This is a genomic window from uncultured Planococcus sp., from assembly GCF_947501725.1.
Taxonomy (GTDB): domain Bacteria; phylum Bacillota; class Bacilli; order Bacillales_A; family Planococcaceae; genus Planococcus; species Planococcus donghaensis_C.
In genome coordinates this window covers 391,758-408,424 of record NZ_CANMXD010000003.1, presented here as the reverse complement: position 1 = coordinate 408,424, position 16,667 = coordinate 391,758, and the positions used below count along the sequence as shown (strand labels likewise).

The window sequence follows — 16,667 nt, the reverse complement described above, 5'->3', positions numbered from 1 at the left end:
ATTGACACGTCCTTTGATTTGGTAGTTTCAGTATGTCGAAAACCGTTTAGTCGTGTCCACTTTTAAGTCTAATCTCAGGTTGGACTGTATCTTGCCCAGTTTGGACTGTATATCCAGTTAACTGGAAAAAACGTTGTTTCTACTCTAAAAATAAGAGGAAAGGGTGAAGAAAAGTGGCCAACACACATAAATTCCCTGATGACCGCGTTCATTATACGTGGGACAAGGATCCGGAGCCGGTGCTGACGATCGACAGCGGGGACCAAGTGGATTTCTCCACCCGGGAAGTGGCGGACGATCAATTCAACAAAGATTCCACGACCGACGACATCGCCACGCTCGACTGGGCGAAAGTCTACCCGCTCGCAGGACCGGTCGAGATCCGGGGGGCGGAACCGGGCGACACGCTGGAAGTGGAAATCCTCAATCTGCAGCCGGGAAGCTGGGGGTGGATGGCGATTTTGCCGGGACTGGGTTTGCTGCCGGAAGAATTTCCGGATGCTTACCTGAGGACTTTCGATTTAAGTGACGGCGAATTCATTCATTTCAGCGACAACATCAAAGTGCCGATCACCCCGTTCCTTGGCACGATGGGTGTCGGTCCGTCCAACGCAGAAGGGCAGGCCATCATGCCGCCTGGAACATTCGGTGGCAATATGGATACGCGGCAATTGACCGTCGGCACGAAGCTGTATTTGCCGGTGCAGGTGGCGGGTGCCATGTTCAGTTGCGGAGACGCCCACGCCGCACAAGGCGACGGCGAAGTTTGCGTGACCGCACTCGAATGCCCGATGCAGGCGTCGCTGAAATTCCGTCTCCTCAAAGGCAAGGCGATTCCAGCGCCGCAGTTCCAGACAGCCGGCGCACTGACACCGAAAGTCGACCATAAAGGCTTTTACGGGACGACCGGTGTCGGCCCAGACTTGATGGAAGCCGCCCGCGATTCCATCCGCGCGATGGTGGACCACATCTCAGAGAATTACGGGATTGAACCTAAAGATGCTTATCTGTTGTGCAGCCTGTGCGTTGATCTCAAAATCTCCGAAATCGTCGATGCGGGCCAGTATATCGTGAGTGCAGTTTTGCCGCTTGCCGTGTTCCAGGAAAACGAATAAATGAACAGACGCTGCCGAATCCGGCGGCGTTTTTCTATTCTTTAAAAAATCTTTACATAAGTTATCTAAATTATCTGTATTATGAGTAAATATAATGATAAAATAGTAGCAAGTTCAGAAGTAACTGAAATAATGCAATAAATTCCTTAAAAATCCCTGTCAAGGTGAGGTCCTCCAAATGGAAGATATTTATTTCTTGAAAGAGTATGGACACTTGTATGAAAAAATTGAAAGAGGTGAATGTCTGGAATTTGTTTTCGAGCATGCTTTGGGGACGGTGCAGCATTTATTCATCAAACGTGAAATTCCCATCAAGCTTGAAGGACAGCTATTTTATGATTTGGTGACGCCTTATGGCTATGGGGGACCGCGTATTGTCAATGGGCGGGACGAGGATCGACTGGCGCTGGCCGCTGCATTCGAGCAGGCTTTCGGTCAATACTGCCTCGAAAATGAGATAGTTTCCGAGTTTGTCCGTTTCCATCCGGTACTAAAGAATCATCTGGACTTCAGGCATTGTTATGACCAGGAGTTTAAGCGCAAGACCATCCAGACGATGCTTGCAGGGACAGACGATCCGATTGTAACGGAATACTCAGCCTCCTGCAGACGCGATATCCGGCATGCATTGAAAGCGGGTGTGGAATATCGCGTCGTTGCCGGTCCGAAAGATCTGAAGGATTTCAAGGAATTGTACACCTCCACGATGCAGCGCAATTGTGCAGAGCCAGTCTATTATTTTGATGACGAATATTTTCAGAACTGTATCGACTGGCTTGGCGACTATTTGGTGGTAGTGGAAGTAAGCTATCAAAGCAGCATTATCGGCATGAGCCTGAATTTTGCCTGCGGTGATTTTATACATGTCCATCTTACCGGAACGCGCCAGGAATTCCATCAGCTGGCACCTGCATATGTTCTGCAGTATGCGCTTGCGTTATGGGGCAAAGAGCAGAGTATGCAATTGATCCATCACGGAGGCGGCCGGACCGGGGAGCTGGATGACAAACTTTATCTGTTCAAGAAGAAATTTGGGCGCAATGCAGAACTCGATTATTATATCGGCAATAAAATCTGGAATCCGACAGTTTACGATTTGTTGTGCCAAACTGCCGGTACACCTGGCAACAGCCAGCAGTTTCCAAGCTATCGCAGCCAGGAATCCGCTGTGCCGATAAGTTGATCCACCAACAGAGTATATAAAAGGAACGTACCGTTAATTTTAAGAGATTACTGCCTGAGGAGGGGATATAATGGTGACTTCAATGCCGGATATTTACTTTTTACCGGAATGGGGAGAGTTTTTCGAAACAAAAGAACATGAAGGAAAAGTGCATTTCTTTGATGTGAAGCATGAGTGGGGGCAGGTGTTTTATCAATTTATCGTGCGTCCGATTCCCGTGCAGATGGAAGGGCCGACCTATTATGATATCATCACACCCTATGGCTTCAGCGGTCCGATTATCCTGGCATGCGAACCGGAGAGAAAGCAACAGCTGGTGGAGCATTTCGACGAGGAGTTTCAAAAATACTGTGCAGAGCATCGCATTGTTACGGAATACGTCCGCTTTAATCCCTGGCTGAAGAATCGCCAGGATTTCGAGCAGCTTTATGAGTTCCGCGACAATGGCTCTACCCTGTATATCGATTTGACGGTGGATGATTTTTTCATGGATCAATTCGCTTCCGTGACGAGAAGACAGGTGCGGAAGGCGTTGAAAAATAATGTGGAAATCGAAATCGATTACACAGGTGAACATGTGGCTGAATTCCACCGCCTCTATATGATGACGGCTGAAAAAAATGACATCGATCCCTATTATCTGTTTTCGGAGGAATCTTTGCGCAGCTCGTTCGACCGGTTCGAGGGCAAGCAATTCCTGATTTCCGCCAAACATGAAGGGCGCTATATTTCCTCTGCGCTGATGTTGCATCACGGCGACTATGTCCATTACCATTTAGCCGCAAACGACCCTGCATTATATTCCTTCGCCGGCAATAGCCTGATCATTTATGAAGCGTGCAAGTGGGCAGTGGCACACGGCAAGAAGGAATTGCATCTGGGTGGAGCGGGCAACGATGAAAACCTTTACCGGTTCAAACGGAATTTCACGAGAACGGAGCCGTTGCCGCTATTGATGGGCAAGAGAATCCACAACCAGCCGGCCTATGACCAATTGGTTGAAGTAAAGCGCCAAAAGGAAGGCATCCGATTCCCTGGATATTTTCCATTGTACCGGGGGTAGGTCCTTTTGCGCGGCGAGGTGCGGTCTTGGACGTTTGGGGTGCGGTTAACCCCGAGCGAGGTGCGGTCTTGGACGTTTGGGGTGCGGTTAACCCCGAGCGAGGTGCGGTCTTGACCAATTGAGGTGCGGTTAACAACAATTAAGGTGCGGTCGGCCATTTTCAGCTTGGATTCGGCCGCTTGAAGGAGACGGAAAATGAAAGAAATCGGCGGATATTTTGGCATGGAGGAACTGGTGAACCAGGAGTTTTACAGCGGATTGGTGGCGCTCAACAGCGGCAGCAACGCCTTGTTGTATCTATTGAAAGCGCGTAAGATCACGAAATTGCATATTCCCTATTATTTATGCGACTCGGTCAGCAACCTGTTGCAGAAGTATAATTATGAATTTGAATATTATCATGTCGACCAGGAGTTCCAGCCGATTTTCGACAAAGAGCTGGAGCCGGGCGAGTACCTATATATCGTTAATTTGTATGGGCAGTTTACCCAAGAGAAGACACTGGCGCTGAAGAAGCATTACGGCCAGCTGATTTTGGATCACAGCCAGGCTTTTTTCCAGAAGCCGTTGGAAGGCATCGATACCATCTATTCCTGCCGCAAATATTTTGGCGTGCCGGATGGCGCGTATTTGGCGACGGATGCGGTGCTCCATGAAGAACTCGAGCAGGACATTTCAAAAGATCGGATGGCGCATATCCTCGGGCGCTTCGAAGGGACTGCCAGCGAATACTATGCGGATTTCCGCTCAAGCAATGATCTGCTTGCTGAAGCGCCGCTCCGGAAGATGTCAAAACTGACGCGCAATCTGATGGGTGCAATCGATGCGGAACGGGCCTGCCGGATAAGGAATGAAAACTATGCCTATCTGGAAAAACAACTGGGTTTAGACAACCCCTTGAATCTGACGATGCCGGAAGGGGCTTTCGCTTATCCGTTATTGGTGGAAGATGGAATTTCGGTCCGAAACAGATTGGCCGAGCAGAAAATCTACATTCCGCTGCTGTGGCCGAATGTCATCGAAGATTGCCCGGAAGAAAGCATCGAATACCAGTATGCCGCAAACATCCTGCCCTTGCCTTGCGACCAGCGCTATGGAATAGAGGACATGGCCTACTTGGTGGAGATGGTGAAAAAGCAGTGGATCTGACACAATGACCTGAACGAAAAAGCGCTGGAAAACCAATAGGTTTCCAGCGCTTTTTTTCGGGGGAATATCCGGCATCATTTATTCGAATAAAAAGGATTTTGAAATCCTCATGGCGAATCACTCTTGAAGTAAAAAAAAGGGAGTGTTTTCAATGGCAGAAGAAAACAAGATTCAGCCCGGTTCCATCATTTCCTCAGATTTGACTGTCCATCATGCAGAGGGCGTCCGCGATTTCTACAAAGCGGTCGTCGGCTGGCAGCACAGCGATTTTCCGATGGGCGAATATGCCGACTACATCATGAACACACCTGATGGCAACCCGGCAGCCGGCATTTGCCATCAGGCCGGAGTCAACGAAGGCTTGCCGCCGCTGTGGATCGTCTATTTCGCCGTCGCTGATTTGAAGCAAAGCATCGAAATGTGCCAGGATCGCGGCGGCATCGTCCACCGCCGACCGGAAGGCACCATCACGTCCGGCAGCTATGCCATCATCGAATATCCGGCCGGCGCTTTCTGTGGCTTGAGCCAAATCTGAGATAGATGGACAAAACAAAAAGCGGAAAGCGCAGGCCTGCGCTTTCCAATCTTTTGGGCATCCAGCGGTTTTTGGGCTTTAGCTTGTATTTAGCTTGGTTTGGACAGTATTTCAGCTGGTTGGACAGTATTCATAGGAGTTTGGACAGTATTATCACGGTTTTGGACTGTATATCCATTTAACTGGAAAAACGTCCGGTAAATAGACTGTTTTGCTGAAATGAGCGCCGTTTCACTGTAAACGAACTCCCCGGATTAACGAAAGTTGATCGACGGCCCCTTTTAACGACTTCAAAAGCGGAAAGCGCATGTCTGCGCTTTCCAATCTTTTGGCCATCCTCATTTTTTTATGAACTCTCTCCCAAAAACACCGGCAGCTCGGGATTTCATCGCTATCTATCTCATCATTGACAAGAGTCTTTCTTCCGAATGTGAACGTTCATTATCTTTATTTAAATTTCGTATTACAAAGTACTTATAATTTTTCCGGTTTATGGTATGATGCAGAATAGATCAGCTATGCGGAAACGATATGAATATATTAATTCACTCGACAATTTTTGAGGGTTGTCCGGTCGATTCTGTACGAAATGTCTGTTATCAGCCGATCAGGATCTAACAACATTCATCAATTGGAGGTTTTATTATTTACACAATAGGATTTGTTATCAGCCATAAAAACAATGAAAAAAGAAGAGCGCTTCTGCCGAAGGACATGCCGAATATCAAGAACATCTCGCAGTTGTTCTTTGAAGTCGGCTACGGCGAGGCCCTTGGGTTTTCCGATGCGGAATATGAGGTTTCCGGCGCTCAATTCGTCTCGCGCGAAAAAGTATTGCAATGTGACGCCATTGTCGATGTAAAATTGGGCAACGCGGATTATTTCGATCAATTGACGCCTGGGAAACTCTTGATTGGTTGGGCTCATGCAGTTCAGGACATCGCGTTCACAGACTCGGTACTTGCAGGAGATCACACTGTGGTTGCCTGGGAGGAAATGTTTGAAGATGGCCGTTACATTTTCTACCGCAACCGTGAAGTTGCTGGAGAAGCGGCGATTCTGCAAGCTTACCAATATTGCGGCAAAATGCCGTACGAAACGAAAGTGGCGGTTCTTGGAAATGGCCACACGACCAAGGGCGTACTGCGCATCCTTCACGGCTTAGGTGCTGATGTCGATGTCTACGGCCGCAAGCTGGAATCCCTGTTCATCAAAAATATGGGCAATTATGACGTTCTCGTCAACTGCGTCATGTGGGACACGACCCGTACGGACCGCATCATCTACAAGGAAGATTTGAAACGCCTGAAAAAAGGCGCGATGATTGTCGATGTCAGCTGCGACCCGAACATGGAGATCGAAACTTCCCGTCCGTCGACCATCGATGATCCCGTCTATACAGTGGATGGCATCATCCATTACACGGTGGACAACACGCCAGCGATGTTCCCGCACACGGTCACGAAAGTGCTGAGCGAAGGATTCTCGCCGATGGTCGATAATTTTGTCGAAGGCAATTGGACCGACATGATCCGCGATTCTGTAGTCATTGAAAACGGGCACATCATCGATCACCACATCAAGGAATTCAGAGAAGCCAGAAACCTATTGGTGAAATAATCAACTAAAGAGCCTCCTCCGACGAAATCATTGATTTCATTGGGGGAGGCTCTTTTTAGTGGATGCTTACTGCTTAATCAGTTCCATCGCCAAATAGACTTTAAACTTATCGAACAGGTAAGCTTGCCCTTTTGTATTGGGGTGCATTTCGTTCTGCATCAAATGGGTCTGAGCGATGTTCTTGGCGTGGACATCTCCAGCCATCACTTTATAAAAGTCGAAAAGATGAACATTATCTGCAGCTGCCAATTTGCGGGTTTCCTGAATATACTTCATCATTTCTCTATTTTTAATGTAGGAAAGTGTCGGATTCGGTGTCCGGATCAGCACCTCCGTTTCGCCGGAAGCGGTAATTTCTTCGACGATTCCTTGATAGTCTTTCGCATACTCCTCGACAGGAATCTTCCAGCCGCCAAGCGCGTCATTCAATCCGGCGGAAATCACCACCAAATCAGGGGAGTGGTTCAGGACGTCGCTGGCCACCCGGTCCTTCATATGAGAAATGGTGTTGGCGTTCATGCCGGAATTGATGACCGTCACCTGGTCCGGGTATTTATTGTCGAACCAGTCACTCAGCAAGGACACGTGATTGGGATTGCCATCTGGCAACGAATCGGGGGACGTAACATAGTCGCCAAGAAAGACAATGGTTACCGGAGTGCCCGCTGCGAGTTTTTCAGAAAAGTTGGCAGGTGCAGGTTCATCGGCAGCTTCTGCCCGGGAGCTCTCGGTTCCAGGCAGCAAGGCCGTTTCTTCCGATAGTTCAATCGTTTCAAAGTTCTTTTCGCCCATGATGATAATCAGGATAAGTGCTACAAATAATATGTAGATCAGTTTCTTCAGCATCATACTACCTACCTTTCATTTTAAAAGTAATTACATTTTACCACAAAGAAAAGCTAATTTATCTAAAATTTCAGAATTTTAATGAGTATTCAGACTCAAATTTAAAATGGAGCTAGTTATCCGGTTTCACCGTGGTAACATAGGGGAATAATATAATGATTGTATAACGGCCAATGGAAATAGAGGGGGCGCCCGAAATGAAGAGAATAGGAGAGAAATTGAAGAGTCTGAGGGAAGAAAAACACTTGAGTGTAGATGAGTTGGCCTTGGAATTAGGCTTTGCGAAAACGGTGATTTGGGGTTACGAAAGCGGCAAAAAGCAAGTAAGCATTTCTCATTTGGAGTTGCTGGCCGATTATTATAAAGTATCTATAGACTTTTTGCTGGAGCGTGATCAGATCTCCAACAAACTCGATCTTCAGCAAGTTGCCGATTTGTCGTCCATCAATCTGGTGGTGGATGACCAGCTGGTAAACCAAGAGGAATTGGCAGAATTGACATCCTATCTGCAGGTCAAACGCCGCCTGAAAGAAGAGGAAGAAGAACAGCTAAAGAAGCGGACCGCTAAATAAGAGCAGGCCCACCGGCACGTTTTCATTTCCAGCTGAACGGTGAACTGAATAAACGAGCAGCGGGCAGCCCAGTAAACCACTGGGCTGCCTGTTTTTTATGACGTTTCAGAAACGAAGCTCCATCTTGGCTGCTGGACCTAACACCCGAACTCTGTTTAAAAGACCCTGTTTAAGGGAAATCTTTGACTTTATGGAAGTCAATTGTTGGAGGGGATCGGCATGTCGGCAGCAATCGTGACGATTTTGTTGTGCATCGGATATTTAGTGTTCACGATTGATAAAAAGCAAGAAAATTTTCCTGTACCGGTGGTCCTTGTCCTGATCGGCATCGGGTTGTCGTTCATTCCTTATTTCAATAATGTTGAAGTGACGGAGACATTGATCTACGATGTCTTCCTGCCCGGCTTATTGTTTGTTTCTGCGTATCAATTTTCGACGGATGCTTTGCGCAGGAATTCCGCCATCATTGGCTTGCTGAGTACGGTGGGGCTAGGACTTGCGGTTGTGCTTGTCGGACTGGCCATCTATTGGATCGGCGGCTGGTTCTTTTCTGTTTCCCTGGCAGGGGCGCTGGTGATTGCGGCGATTTTGGCGCCGACCGATCCGGCTTCGGTCGTCTCGATTTTAGAGAAGTCGTCACCTGACAAGAGCATTGCTGATATCGTTGATGGGGAATCCATGATCAATGACGGAACCAGCATCGTCCTGTTCACTGTTTTGGCAGGCATGTACCTTGATTCGCATTCACTTGATGTACTTTCCATTTTAGGGGAGTTCGTCTATGTCTCGGCAGGTGGAATAATTCTGGGGCTTGCGGTCGGCTGGCTATTGAGCAAGGCTGTCCATGTCACCCATCACCGGGATTACCAGGTTATGCTCAGCATCGCCCTGGCATACGGTGCCTTTCAGCTGGCTGAAAGCTTCGGCTTTTCCGGTGTTCTGGCGACCGTATCGGCGGGAGTTATGCTATCCTGGGAATTTTCCCATACCAATAAAGAAGACCATTACCGTGAGTCGCTGTCCGGATTCTGGAACGTCGTTGAACCATCGCTGCTGGCATTGCTGTTTTTGCTGATCGGCATTGAAGCAACGGAATATCTGGCATGGGGGAATTGGAGTCTGGCACTCGCCGTTTTATTCGCCAGCATCGCCATCCGGTTCCTCATTGTCGGCGGCACGTTTAAATTGGTGGCTAGCGGAAGGCAGTCTGAAGACGTTTGGAAAAAGTCGCTGCTCATCGCCTGGTCCGGTATCCGCGGGTCGATGTCCGTGTTCCTGTTGCTGCAGCTGGGAGCGATGGCGCAGGAAGGAGCGGCTGATGAACTGATTTCGCTGAGCTTTTCCGTGGTCATCTTGTCGCTCATCATTCAAAGTCTCGGAATCCATCCTTTGTCGAAACTGCTGGACAGCAAATAAAACAGCCCTTGCCTTGAAGTCACACTTCAGGCAAGGGCTGATGGTCTATACTTTCAAGTATAGTTGTTCGATCATTTCAGGGAGCAGGGGCTTCTGGAAATAATACCCTTGGGCCTGGTTGCAATCTTTGGTTTTCAGGAATGCCAGCTGTTCGCTGGTTTCTACACCTTCCGCGATGACATTCAACTTCAGATTGTGGGCCATTTGAATGATGGTGTCGACCAATGCCGCATCTTTCGGGTCGTTATGGATATTGCGTGTGAAATGCTGATCGATTTTCAGCGTATCGACGGGAAAAAGTTTCAGGTAGCTCAGTGAAGAATAGCCGGTGCCGAAATCATCGATGGATAGATGGATGCCCATGGCCTTCAATTCCTGCATTTTTAAAATGGCGTACTTGGCGCCTTGGATAATGCTTTCAGTCAACTCCAATTCGAGAAATTCAGGAGCCAAACCTGCATCGTCCAAAGCAGAGGTCACCACTTCAGCAATATTGCCGTGTGAAAATTGCTTGGCTGAAATGTTGACGGCGACCCGAAACGGATCCAAACCAGCGTCCTGCCAGTCTTTGTTCTGCTGACAGGCAGTCCGGAGAACAAATTCGCCGATATAAAGAATCATGCCATTCTCTTCTGCGATGGGAATGAATTCAGCAGGTGAGATCTGCCCGAATGTGGGGTGATACCACCGGACCAGCGCTTCAACCCCAATGATTTTTTCGGTTTTGATATCGATCTGCGGCTGGTAATGAATCGTAAATTCACCAAGCTCTAAGCCTTTGCGAATGCTCATGGCGATTTTTGACTTTCTGGAAATCAAGTCGTTCATTTCGGAAGTGAAAAATTGGAAATTGTTTTTGCCTTCTTCTTTAACCCGGTACATAGCGATGTCGGCATTTTTTACCAGCGCTTCAGGGTCTTTGCCGTCTGCCGGGAAAAGACTCGCACCGATTGATGGGGTAGTGAAAACAGTTTCGTTATTTAATAGGAAAGGTTCGTTTAAGACTTTCAGTATTTTCTGTGCGGTAGCTTGCGCCTTTGTGTAGTCAGCGTTCGGCAGCAGTGCAATGAATTCATCGCCGCCAAGACGGGCTAAGGTATCCGTTTTGTCAAGGCAGGAATTGATGCGTTGCGCCACTTCCAACAACAGCTGATCACCGGTTTGGTGGCCATATGTATCATTGACCAGCTTGAACTGGTCAAGGTCCAGATAAAGGACTGTCAGAACAGCAGCGTTTTCTGATGCCTGAGCAATTGAAGATTCAAGCCGGTCGTTGAACAAGCGCCGGTTTGGAAGCCCTGTCAGCGAATCGAGGTAAACGAGGTTGCTGATTTTTTCTTCAGTTGCTTTACGGTCAGTAATGTCACGGATGATGAGGCTGTAATAATCGCCTTTAGCTGTATGCCATGTTCCTGTCGAAAGTTCAACCGGAAACGGATTGCCATTCTTTTTCAAGCCGGTCAGCTCAATGGTTTTGCCGACTGTATCAATGTGTTCGTGTTGCCGTGCGTCTTGATGGGATTTTGGGAAGATCAGGCGCACATCCTGTTGGATAATGTCTTCTTTGGTATAGCCGAAAAGATGATGTGCGCCATTATTCCATTGCATAACAATCCCTTTGGCATCGGTGACCACGATGCCGTCTTTAGCGGATTCGATGACCGACAGAAACTGGCGGCCGTATTCATCGGACAGGGATTTCACTTTCGTTTCGCTGCGGATGCTGAGGATGGCAATCATCAGCATCAGGACCATGCCGATGCCGACATTATAAGCGATATAATTATTGTTCATCGAATTGGCAGCCACTGGCATATGGTGGGCGGCAGGTTCAAAACGCGCAGCAGCCATGCCGATGTAATGCATACCGGCTACGCCAGTGGCAATCAATGCCGCACTGACGATCTTTAATCCAAAGAAACCATGGCGGTTCCGTGAATAAAACAGCAGGAACATGGCCAAAAGCGAAGAAGCCAAAGCGACAACCACGGATAAGGTCCACAACAAGGGATCGTATTGTACAGTGGCCTGCAGCTGCATGGCCGCCATCCCGATATAATGCATGGCGATAATGCCTGTCGTAATGAGCACGGCACCAGCCAGAACTTCGGTTTTTAGGACCTGTGGCTTGCTGGTGATGGCGAAAGCAATTCCGCTCGCGAATAAGGCAGGCAGTATCGAAGCGATGACAAGCGGGGTATTATAACTTACTTCCATAGATAAATGAGAAGCGAGCATGCCGATAAAATGCATTGACCAAATACCGAGCCCCATGATAAGGGCGCCGAGCATAATCCACTTGGCCCGTGCGATTCCGACTGTGGTAAACAGCATGCCGCTGATGTTTAAAGCAATGTAAGCTGAAATGAAAACCACTGCAATAGAAAGGAAGATTAAAGCGGGATCATAGGATAATGGTATGGCATTCATCTGGTTCACACTTCCTTTCGATTATCTATTGAAAATAGGGAATTATACATGATAATTAGAAAATATTTAATATAATTACGGACCATTGGTACATATATTCTAGCATCTTAATAGAAGTTTGTTTGTAATTTTAAATTTCTGATAATAAAACTGAATCCAGCCCTTTGTCCTTCTATTTCATTGCTAACATCCGGTAATTTTTGAATATGAAAGAGAAATTTTTTCAAATATTAGCTTTACCCTGGAAAAATGTTATTATTAAACAATACGTGATCAGAAAATATGAATGAGAAGGTGAAGAGATGCAAGTCAAAAAAGCAATCATTCCGGCTGCAGGACTTGGTACAAGGTTTCTGCCTGCCACCAAAGCCATGCCAAAAGAAATGCTGCCGATTGTCGATAAGCCAACGATCCAATACATAGTGGAGGAAGCAATCGCCTCTGGAATTGAAGACATCATCATCGTTACCGGAAAAGGCAAACGTGCCATCGAAGATCATTTCGATCATGCCTTTGAACTCGAAGAAACCCTGATGAGAAAAGGGAAAATCGATATGCTGGATTCTGTCCTGGAAACCTCCAATGTAGAGATCCACTATATCCGCCAAAAAGAGCCGCTGGGCCTCGGCCATGCGATTTGGTCTGCACGTCGATTTATCGGCAACGAACCGTTCGCGGTCCTGCTCGGTGATGACATCGTGGAAAATGACGAACCGTGCCTGGCTCAATTGATGAAGCAAAACGAGTTGACCGGCAAAAGTGTCATCGGTGTCCAGCAAGTACCTGAAGATGAAACCCATCGCTACGGCATCATCAATCCGGTTTCCATCGACGGCAAATTGATCAAAGTCGATAACTTTGTCGAAAAGCCGGAAGCCGGAACAGCGCCGTCAAATTACGCCATTATGGGCCGCTACATCCTGACGCCTGAAATTTTCGAGTTTTTGGGTCAACACCAGCTTGGCGCCGGCGGAGAAATCCAATTGACGGATGCCATCCAAATGCTGAATGAAGTTCAGTCCGTTTACGCCTATGAATTCGAAGGCCGCCGCTTTGATGTCGGTGAGAAATATGGATTTATTGAAACGACTATTGAATTTGCGTTGAAGCGTCCTGAACTGAGAGATCAATTATTGGAGTTGTTCGAAAGGAAACTGCAGGAATCTTATACGAAAGAAAAATAGTTCTTCACCGTCAAAACCCGTTTTCAGCTGTGTATCCTGCAGTCGAATACGGGTTTTTTTATAAGTGAAATTACAAAGGGAGACTAAAATGATAGGCCAAAAAAACTAGATGTGATATAATTTCTGAAAAATGGAATAACTCTAGCGAGATAGTCTATTCAAAACAGGGGGAATTATAAATGGTCAATGTCCCGGATATTTATTTTTTACCGGAGTGGGCAAAGTTTTTCGAAAGCAAAGAACAAAATGGAAAATCGGCTTTATTCGAGTTTGAAAACGATTTGGGCCATGTGTTTTATCAGTTTATTTTAAGGGAAATTCCATTGGAGACTGGAGAAGCCTATCACGATATCATTACGCCTTATGGATTCAGCGGACCGGTCATCTTAAACTGTCAGGAAGGGAAACGCCAGGAGCTCGTTGCGCAATACGAAGAAGCGTTCCAGCAGTATTGCGAGGAACATAATATCGTCGCCGAATACGTAAGATTCAGTCCATGGATCGGAAACATCAAGGACTTTGAGCATCTCTATAATTTTCGTCATACCAGCGATATGATCTATATTGATTTGACAGTCAAAGATTTCTTTATGGATGAGTTTTCGCCGAAAACAAGAACTCAAGTAAGGAAAGCGCAGAAAAATGATGTCGAAATCGAATTTGATTTTACAGGGGAAACTGTCGGTGAATTTCATCGTCTGTATGACATCACCGCCAAAAGAAATGGGATCAGCAATGAATATTATTTGTTTTCCGAAGAGATTTTTCGAGATTCCTTTAAGGTTTTTAAAGGCAATCAATTTCTGCTGAATGCAAAGTACGAAGGAAAGTACATATCTTCTTCTCTTATTCTCCATTACGGAAATTATATGCATTCTCATTTGACTGGAAATGATCCTGACTACTTTCAGTTGGCGGGAAACAGTCTGATTCAATATGAGGCATGCCGATGGGGAATTGAACATGACAAAAAAGAATTTCAATTAGGCGGCACTGCTCCCTATGAAAATCTGCATCGATTCAAAAAAGGATTTACAAAAACCAAAGCGCTGGATTTAGTGAGTGGCCAGAAAATACGTCTTCAAGAAGCATATGACCGACTCGTGGAGTTGAAAAGACAAGGCGAAGGCATAGAAGTAACGGGTTATTTCCCGTTGTATCGCGGATAAAAGAACCGGCTGACACGATCAGCCGGTTTTTTTCCCGGAATCAAGCAACAGAATCTAGGTCTTTAAATGTGTGTAATAAACGTAATATAATCCAAATAATCTAAAAAATCTGTTTTTTATGGTGGATAATTTGTAGGAGTATGATAAACTATCTAAATAAAGAACGAAAACTGTAAACAGATGGAAATTAGCGTGTAATAAGTCTACCTTTGCTTTTAGAAAAGCTTCGGTACAAGGAGGCGTCTTCAGAGTGGATGATATTTATTTTGAACAGAATTATGGCCGGCTGTATGAACAAATCGAAGAGGGTACGTGCGAGGTGTTTAAATTCGAACATCCCTTGGGAAAAGTAAGCCATTTGTTCATCAAGCGGCTTATTCCAGTATGCATCAACGAAGAACCCTATTATGATATAAGCACACCTTATGGTTATGGGGGACCTTGCATCACTGATTGTGAAGAAGTACATAAATGTCAGGTGGTTCAAGCTTTTCACGATGCTTTCGAAGAATACTGCCAAAAAGAGAATATTGTCTGTGAGTTTGTCCGGTTCCACCCCTTATTCACCAATGCCCAGGATTTCAGCAGCTGCTATGACTTGACGTTCCGCCGGCATACGACGGGCACCAATTTGAAGGATTACGACAACCCGGTGAAATCCGAATTCTCCAAGTCGAAGCAAAAAAGCATCCGTAAAGCGTTGGAGGCCGGTGTAGAGTACCGTGTTGCCGTAAACCCTCCCGATCTGGAGGAATTCAAGAAAATCTACTATTCGACCATGAAAAGAAAAAATGCAGCTACCGTGTATTATTTTAACGATGAATATTTCAAGAATCTTCTCAATTACTTTGGTGAACAGATCGTGCTGACGGAAGTGCTTTATGAAGACAAGGTCATTGCAATGGGGCTTAACTTGGTCTCCGGTAAAACAGTTCATATCCATTTGTCGGGTACGGTGGAAGAGTACCACCATTTATCAGCGGCTTTCGTGATGCGTTATGCGCTGGTGATGTGGGGGAAAGAACAGGGAATCGAGTTGATCCACGAAGGTGGAGGCGTGACAGGGGAAGTCGACGACCCTCTGTATCTTTTCAAAAAACAATTCGGCAAAAATACAAAGTTTACTTTCCATGTCAGCTATAAAATCTGGAACCGGGAAATTTACGACTTGCTGTGCAAAACGGTAGGATCGAAAATAGAAACCGGAGTATTCCCGGCCTATCGTTCGAAAACTGCAGACCGCGAACAGGTCGGCATCAATATCCGCTGATTTATATGGAACAAAGTCTGCAGTTTTTTGCAGGCTTTTTTATTCGGCAAAAAGTCAGCTTCCGATTTCAGTGACAGATGCTATAATATGGATAAACACCGATTTTAACAGTAAAGGATTTGTCATATGACTTCATATAAACTTATTTCATGGATTACGGCCATTTCCTGGATGGCCGTTATTTTTTATCTTTCCCATCAACCCGGTTCTGCTTCAAGCGATCTAAGTTCGGGCGTCGTAGCTGCACTGCTGAGCTTCATTGATCAAGTGGCGCCGAATTTAGAGTTTGATATTGAAAGTTTTCATACTTTTGTTCGGAAAAATGCGCATTTCATCGCCTATTTCCTATTGAGCCTGCTAAGTTTGAACGCCTGGAGAAGCAGTGGTTTCTACGGGATGAAGCAACTGGTTTTCGGATTTGGCATGTGTGTCCTCTTTGCAGTAACTGATGAAATTCATCAATTATTTATCGAAGGACGGAGCGGTGAAGCGAAAGATGTGTTGATTGACAGTGCCGGGGCTGGTTTGGGTTCCATAGTCTATGCCATCGGCGATAGGTTGTGGCGGCTGCGGAAGAAAAAGAGCAATAACGGGAAGAATAAAGCGAAAACCTGATAAATCCTTCTGCCACTTTTGAATCGATTGGCAGGGATGCTTTCAATTTACTGGTACAAATGAAGCTAGTAAATACCAAAAATTTAGCGTAAGATAGTATAAATAAGTAAGAATAATGGACCTTGTAAGGAGTAGAACGTAAATGACAGCAACTGGGTTATGCAAAAAGAGGTGGATCGTATGTGGGCGTTGATCACCGGCGGCTTTATATTTGTGATGGCCGTTATTTTTTCTTTGGGAAAAGCTAGCTCAAAGAGGGAAGATGCCACACAAAACCATCGTGAAGAGTTGTTGGCGCGCAGTAAAGGCGGCGACACAGAAACGGCAATGATGGAAGAAACGGATACAGAACCGATTGAACAGCCAGAAAATAAGAAAGAAAGTAAAACACCGCACCCTTCAGAGCAACTTTGAAGGTGTGGTGTTTTTTAGTTCTTATTACCCTTTTAATATCTGTTTATTGAATTTTCAGATACCGAACTGTTATTTTCAGCCTATAT

15 protein-coding genes are annotated in these 16,667 nt (G+C 46.2%); 13 read left to right on the top strand and 2 right to left on the bottom strand.

What is annotated here, in order from left to right:
- Positions 1-173 precede the first annotated feature (173 nt).
- The 6 genes from Q0785_RS06535 to Q0785_RS06510 all read left to right on the top strand — a co-directional run bounded on the left by Q0785_RS06535 (position 174) and on the right by Q0785_RS06510 (position 6,665).
- Positions 174-1,115: an acetamidase/formamidase family protein gene (locus tag Q0785_RS06535; RefSeq protein WP_298827293.1), complete on the top strand. Its 942-nt coding sequence runs from the start codon at positions 174-176 to the stop codon at positions 1,113-1,115.
- Between the two features lie 178 nt (positions 1,116-1,293).
- Entirely contained in the window at positions 1,294-2,298 is a 1,005-nt protein-coding gene (locus Q0785_RS06530; RefSeq protein ID WP_298827289.1) for a GNAT family N-acetyltransferase, read from the top strand.
- 70 nt (positions 2,299-2,368) lie between these two features.
- Positions 2,369-3,361 carry a GNAT family N-acetyltransferase gene (locus Q0785_RS06525; protein WP_298827286.1) on the top strand — a complete coding sequence of 331 codons (993 nt, stop codon included), beginning with the start codon at positions 2,369-2,371 and terminating at the stop codon, positions 3,359-3,361.
- 195 nt (positions 3,362-3,556) lie between these two features.
- On the top strand, positions 3,557-4,510 hold the full coding sequence (locus Q0785_RS06520; RefSeq protein ID WP_298827283.1) for a hypothetical protein: 954 nt from the start codon (positions 3,557-3,559) through the stop codon (positions 4,508-4,510).
- Between the two features lie 151 nt (positions 4,511-4,661).
- The gene (locus tag Q0785_RS06515; RefSeq protein ID WP_298827280.1) at positions 4,662-5,045 is read left to right on the top strand and encodes a VOC family protein; all 384 of its coding nucleotides are present in this window, start codon (positions 4,662-4,664) and stop codon (positions 5,043-5,045) included.
- A gap of 630 nt (positions 5,046-5,675) precedes the next feature.
- Positions 5,676-6,665 carry a N(5)-(carboxyethyl)ornithine synthase gene (locus Q0785_RS06510; protein ID WP_298827330.1) on the top strand — a complete coding sequence of 330 codons (990 nt, stop codon included), beginning with the start codon at positions 5,676-5,678 and terminating at the stop codon, positions 6,663-6,665.
- A gap of 66 nt (positions 6,666-6,731) precedes the next feature.
- Here the strand turns inward: Q0785_RS06510 and Q0785_RS06505 are convergent, their stop codons facing one another.
- Positions 6,732-7,511 carry a GDSL-type esterase/lipase family protein gene (locus Q0785_RS06505; RefSeq protein ID WP_298827277.1) on the bottom strand — a complete coding sequence of 260 codons (780 nt, stop codon included), beginning with the start codon at positions 7,509-7,511 and terminating at the stop codon, positions 6,732-6,734.
- A 197-nt stretch (positions 7,512-7,708) separates the two neighbouring features.
- On the opposite strand from Q0785_RS06505, the gene Q0785_RS06500 reads away from it, so the two are divergent.
- Together Q0785_RS06500 and Q0785_RS06495 are read left to right on the top strand one after the other, a co-directional pair.
- Positions 7,709-8,083: a helix-turn-helix transcriptional regulator gene (locus Q0785_RS06500; RefSeq protein WP_223634473.1), complete on the top strand. Its 375-nt coding sequence runs from the start codon at positions 7,709-7,711 to the stop codon at positions 8,081-8,083.
- 219 nt (positions 8,084-8,302) lie between these two features.
- The gene (locus tag Q0785_RS06495; RefSeq protein ID WP_298827270.1) at positions 8,303-9,499 is read left to right on the top strand and encodes a sodium:proton antiporter; all 1,197 of its coding nucleotides are present in this window, start codon (positions 8,303-8,305) and stop codon (positions 9,497-9,499) included.
- Between the two features lie 45 nt (positions 9,500-9,544).
- On the opposite strand, the gene Q0785_RS06490 is transcribed toward Q0785_RS06495, so the two are convergent.
- Complete coding sequence (locus Q0785_RS06490; protein ID WP_298827267.1) at positions 9,545-11,929, bottom strand: bifunctional diguanylate cyclase/phosphodiesterase; 2,385 nt, start codon at positions 11,927-11,929, stop codon at positions 9,545-9,547.
- A 302-nt stretch (positions 11,930-12,231) separates the two neighbouring features.
- Here Q0785_RS06490 and galU point away from each other — a divergent pair, with 302 nt between their 5' ends.
- The 5 genes from galU to Q0785_RS06465 all read left to right on the top strand — a co-directional run bounded on the left by galU (position 12,232) and on the right by Q0785_RS06465 (position 16,581).
- Positions 12,232-13,113 (top strand): UTP--glucose-1-phosphate uridylyltransferase GalU, encoded by an 882-nt coding sequence (gene galU, locus Q0785_RS06485; RefSeq protein WP_298827265.1) that lies wholly within the window; start codon positions 12,232-12,234, stop codon positions 13,111-13,113.
- Positions 13,114-13,292: 179 nt separating this feature from the next.
- A complete protein-coding gene (locus Q0785_RS06480) occupies positions 13,293-14,282 on the top strand; it encodes a GNAT family N-acetyltransferase (RefSeq protein WP_298827262.1) in 990 nt (329 codons plus the stop codon).
- 250 nt (positions 14,283-14,532) lie between these two features.
- Complete coding sequence (locus Q0785_RS06475; RefSeq protein ID WP_298827259.1) at positions 14,533-15,552, top strand: GNAT family N-acetyltransferase; 1,020 nt, start codon at positions 14,533-14,535, stop codon at positions 15,550-15,552.
- A 126-nt stretch (positions 15,553-15,678) separates the two neighbouring features.
- Positions 15,679-16,167 (top strand): VanZ family protein, encoded by a 489-nt coding sequence (locus Q0785_RS06470; protein ID WP_298827256.1) that lies wholly within the window; start codon positions 15,679-15,681, stop codon positions 16,165-16,167.
- Between the two features lie 180 nt (positions 16,168-16,347).
- Positions 16,348-16,581 carry a hypothetical protein gene (locus Q0785_RS06465; RefSeq protein WP_298827254.1) on the top strand — a complete coding sequence of 78 codons (234 nt, stop codon included), beginning with the start codon at positions 16,348-16,350 and terminating at the stop codon, positions 16,579-16,581.
- Positions 16,582-16,667: the final 86 nt, after the last annotated feature.

Excerpts from the sequence above, each read along its gene's own strand:
- Q0785_RS06515 (WP_298827280.1), top strand. The coding sequence starts at position 4,662 with ATGGCAGAAGAAAACAAGATTCAGCCCGGTTCCATCATTTCCTCAGAT.
- Q0785_RS06525 (WP_298827286.1), top strand. The coding sequence starts at position 2,369 with ATGGTGACTTCAATGCCGGATATTTACTTTTTACCGGAATGGGGAGAG.
- Q0785_RS06490 (WP_298827267.1), bottom strand. The coding sequence starts at position 11,929 with ATGAATGCCATACCATTATCCTATGATCCCGCTTTAATCTTCCTTTCT.
- Q0785_RS06470 (WP_298827256.1), top strand. The coding sequence starts at position 15,679 with ATGACTTCATATAAACTTATTTCATGGATTACGGCCATTTCCTGGATG.
- Q0785_RS06530 (WP_298827289.1), top strand. The coding sequence starts at position 1,294 with ATGGAAGATATTTATTTCTTGAAAGAGTATGGACACTTGTATGAAAAA.
- Q0785_RS06500 (WP_223634473.1), top strand. The coding sequence starts at position 7,709 with ATGAAGAGAATAGGAGAGAAATTGAAGAGTCTGAGGGAAGAAAAACAC.
- Q0785_RS06495 (WP_298827270.1), top strand. The coding sequence starts at position 8,303 with ATGTCGGCAGCAATCGTGACGATTTTGTTGTGCATCGGATATTTAGTG.
- Q0785_RS06465 (WP_298827254.1), top strand. The coding sequence starts at position 16,348 with ATGTGGGCGTTGATCACCGGCGGCTTTATATTTGTGATGGCCGTTATT.
- galU (WP_298827265.1), top strand. The coding sequence starts at position 12,232 with ATGCAAGTCAAAAAAGCAATCATTCCGGCTGCAGGACTTGGTACAAGG.
- Q0785_RS06480 (WP_298827262.1), top strand. The coding sequence starts at position 13,293 with ATGGTCAATGTCCCGGATATTTATTTTTTACCGGAGTGGGCAAAGTTT.
- Q0785_RS06505 (WP_298827277.1), bottom strand. The coding sequence starts at position 7,511 with ATGCTGAAGAAACTGATCTACATATTATTTGTAGCACTTATCCTGATT.
- Q0785_RS06520 (WP_298827283.1), top strand. The coding sequence starts at position 3,557 with ATGAAAGAAATCGGCGGATATTTTGGCATGGAGGAACTGGTGAACCAG.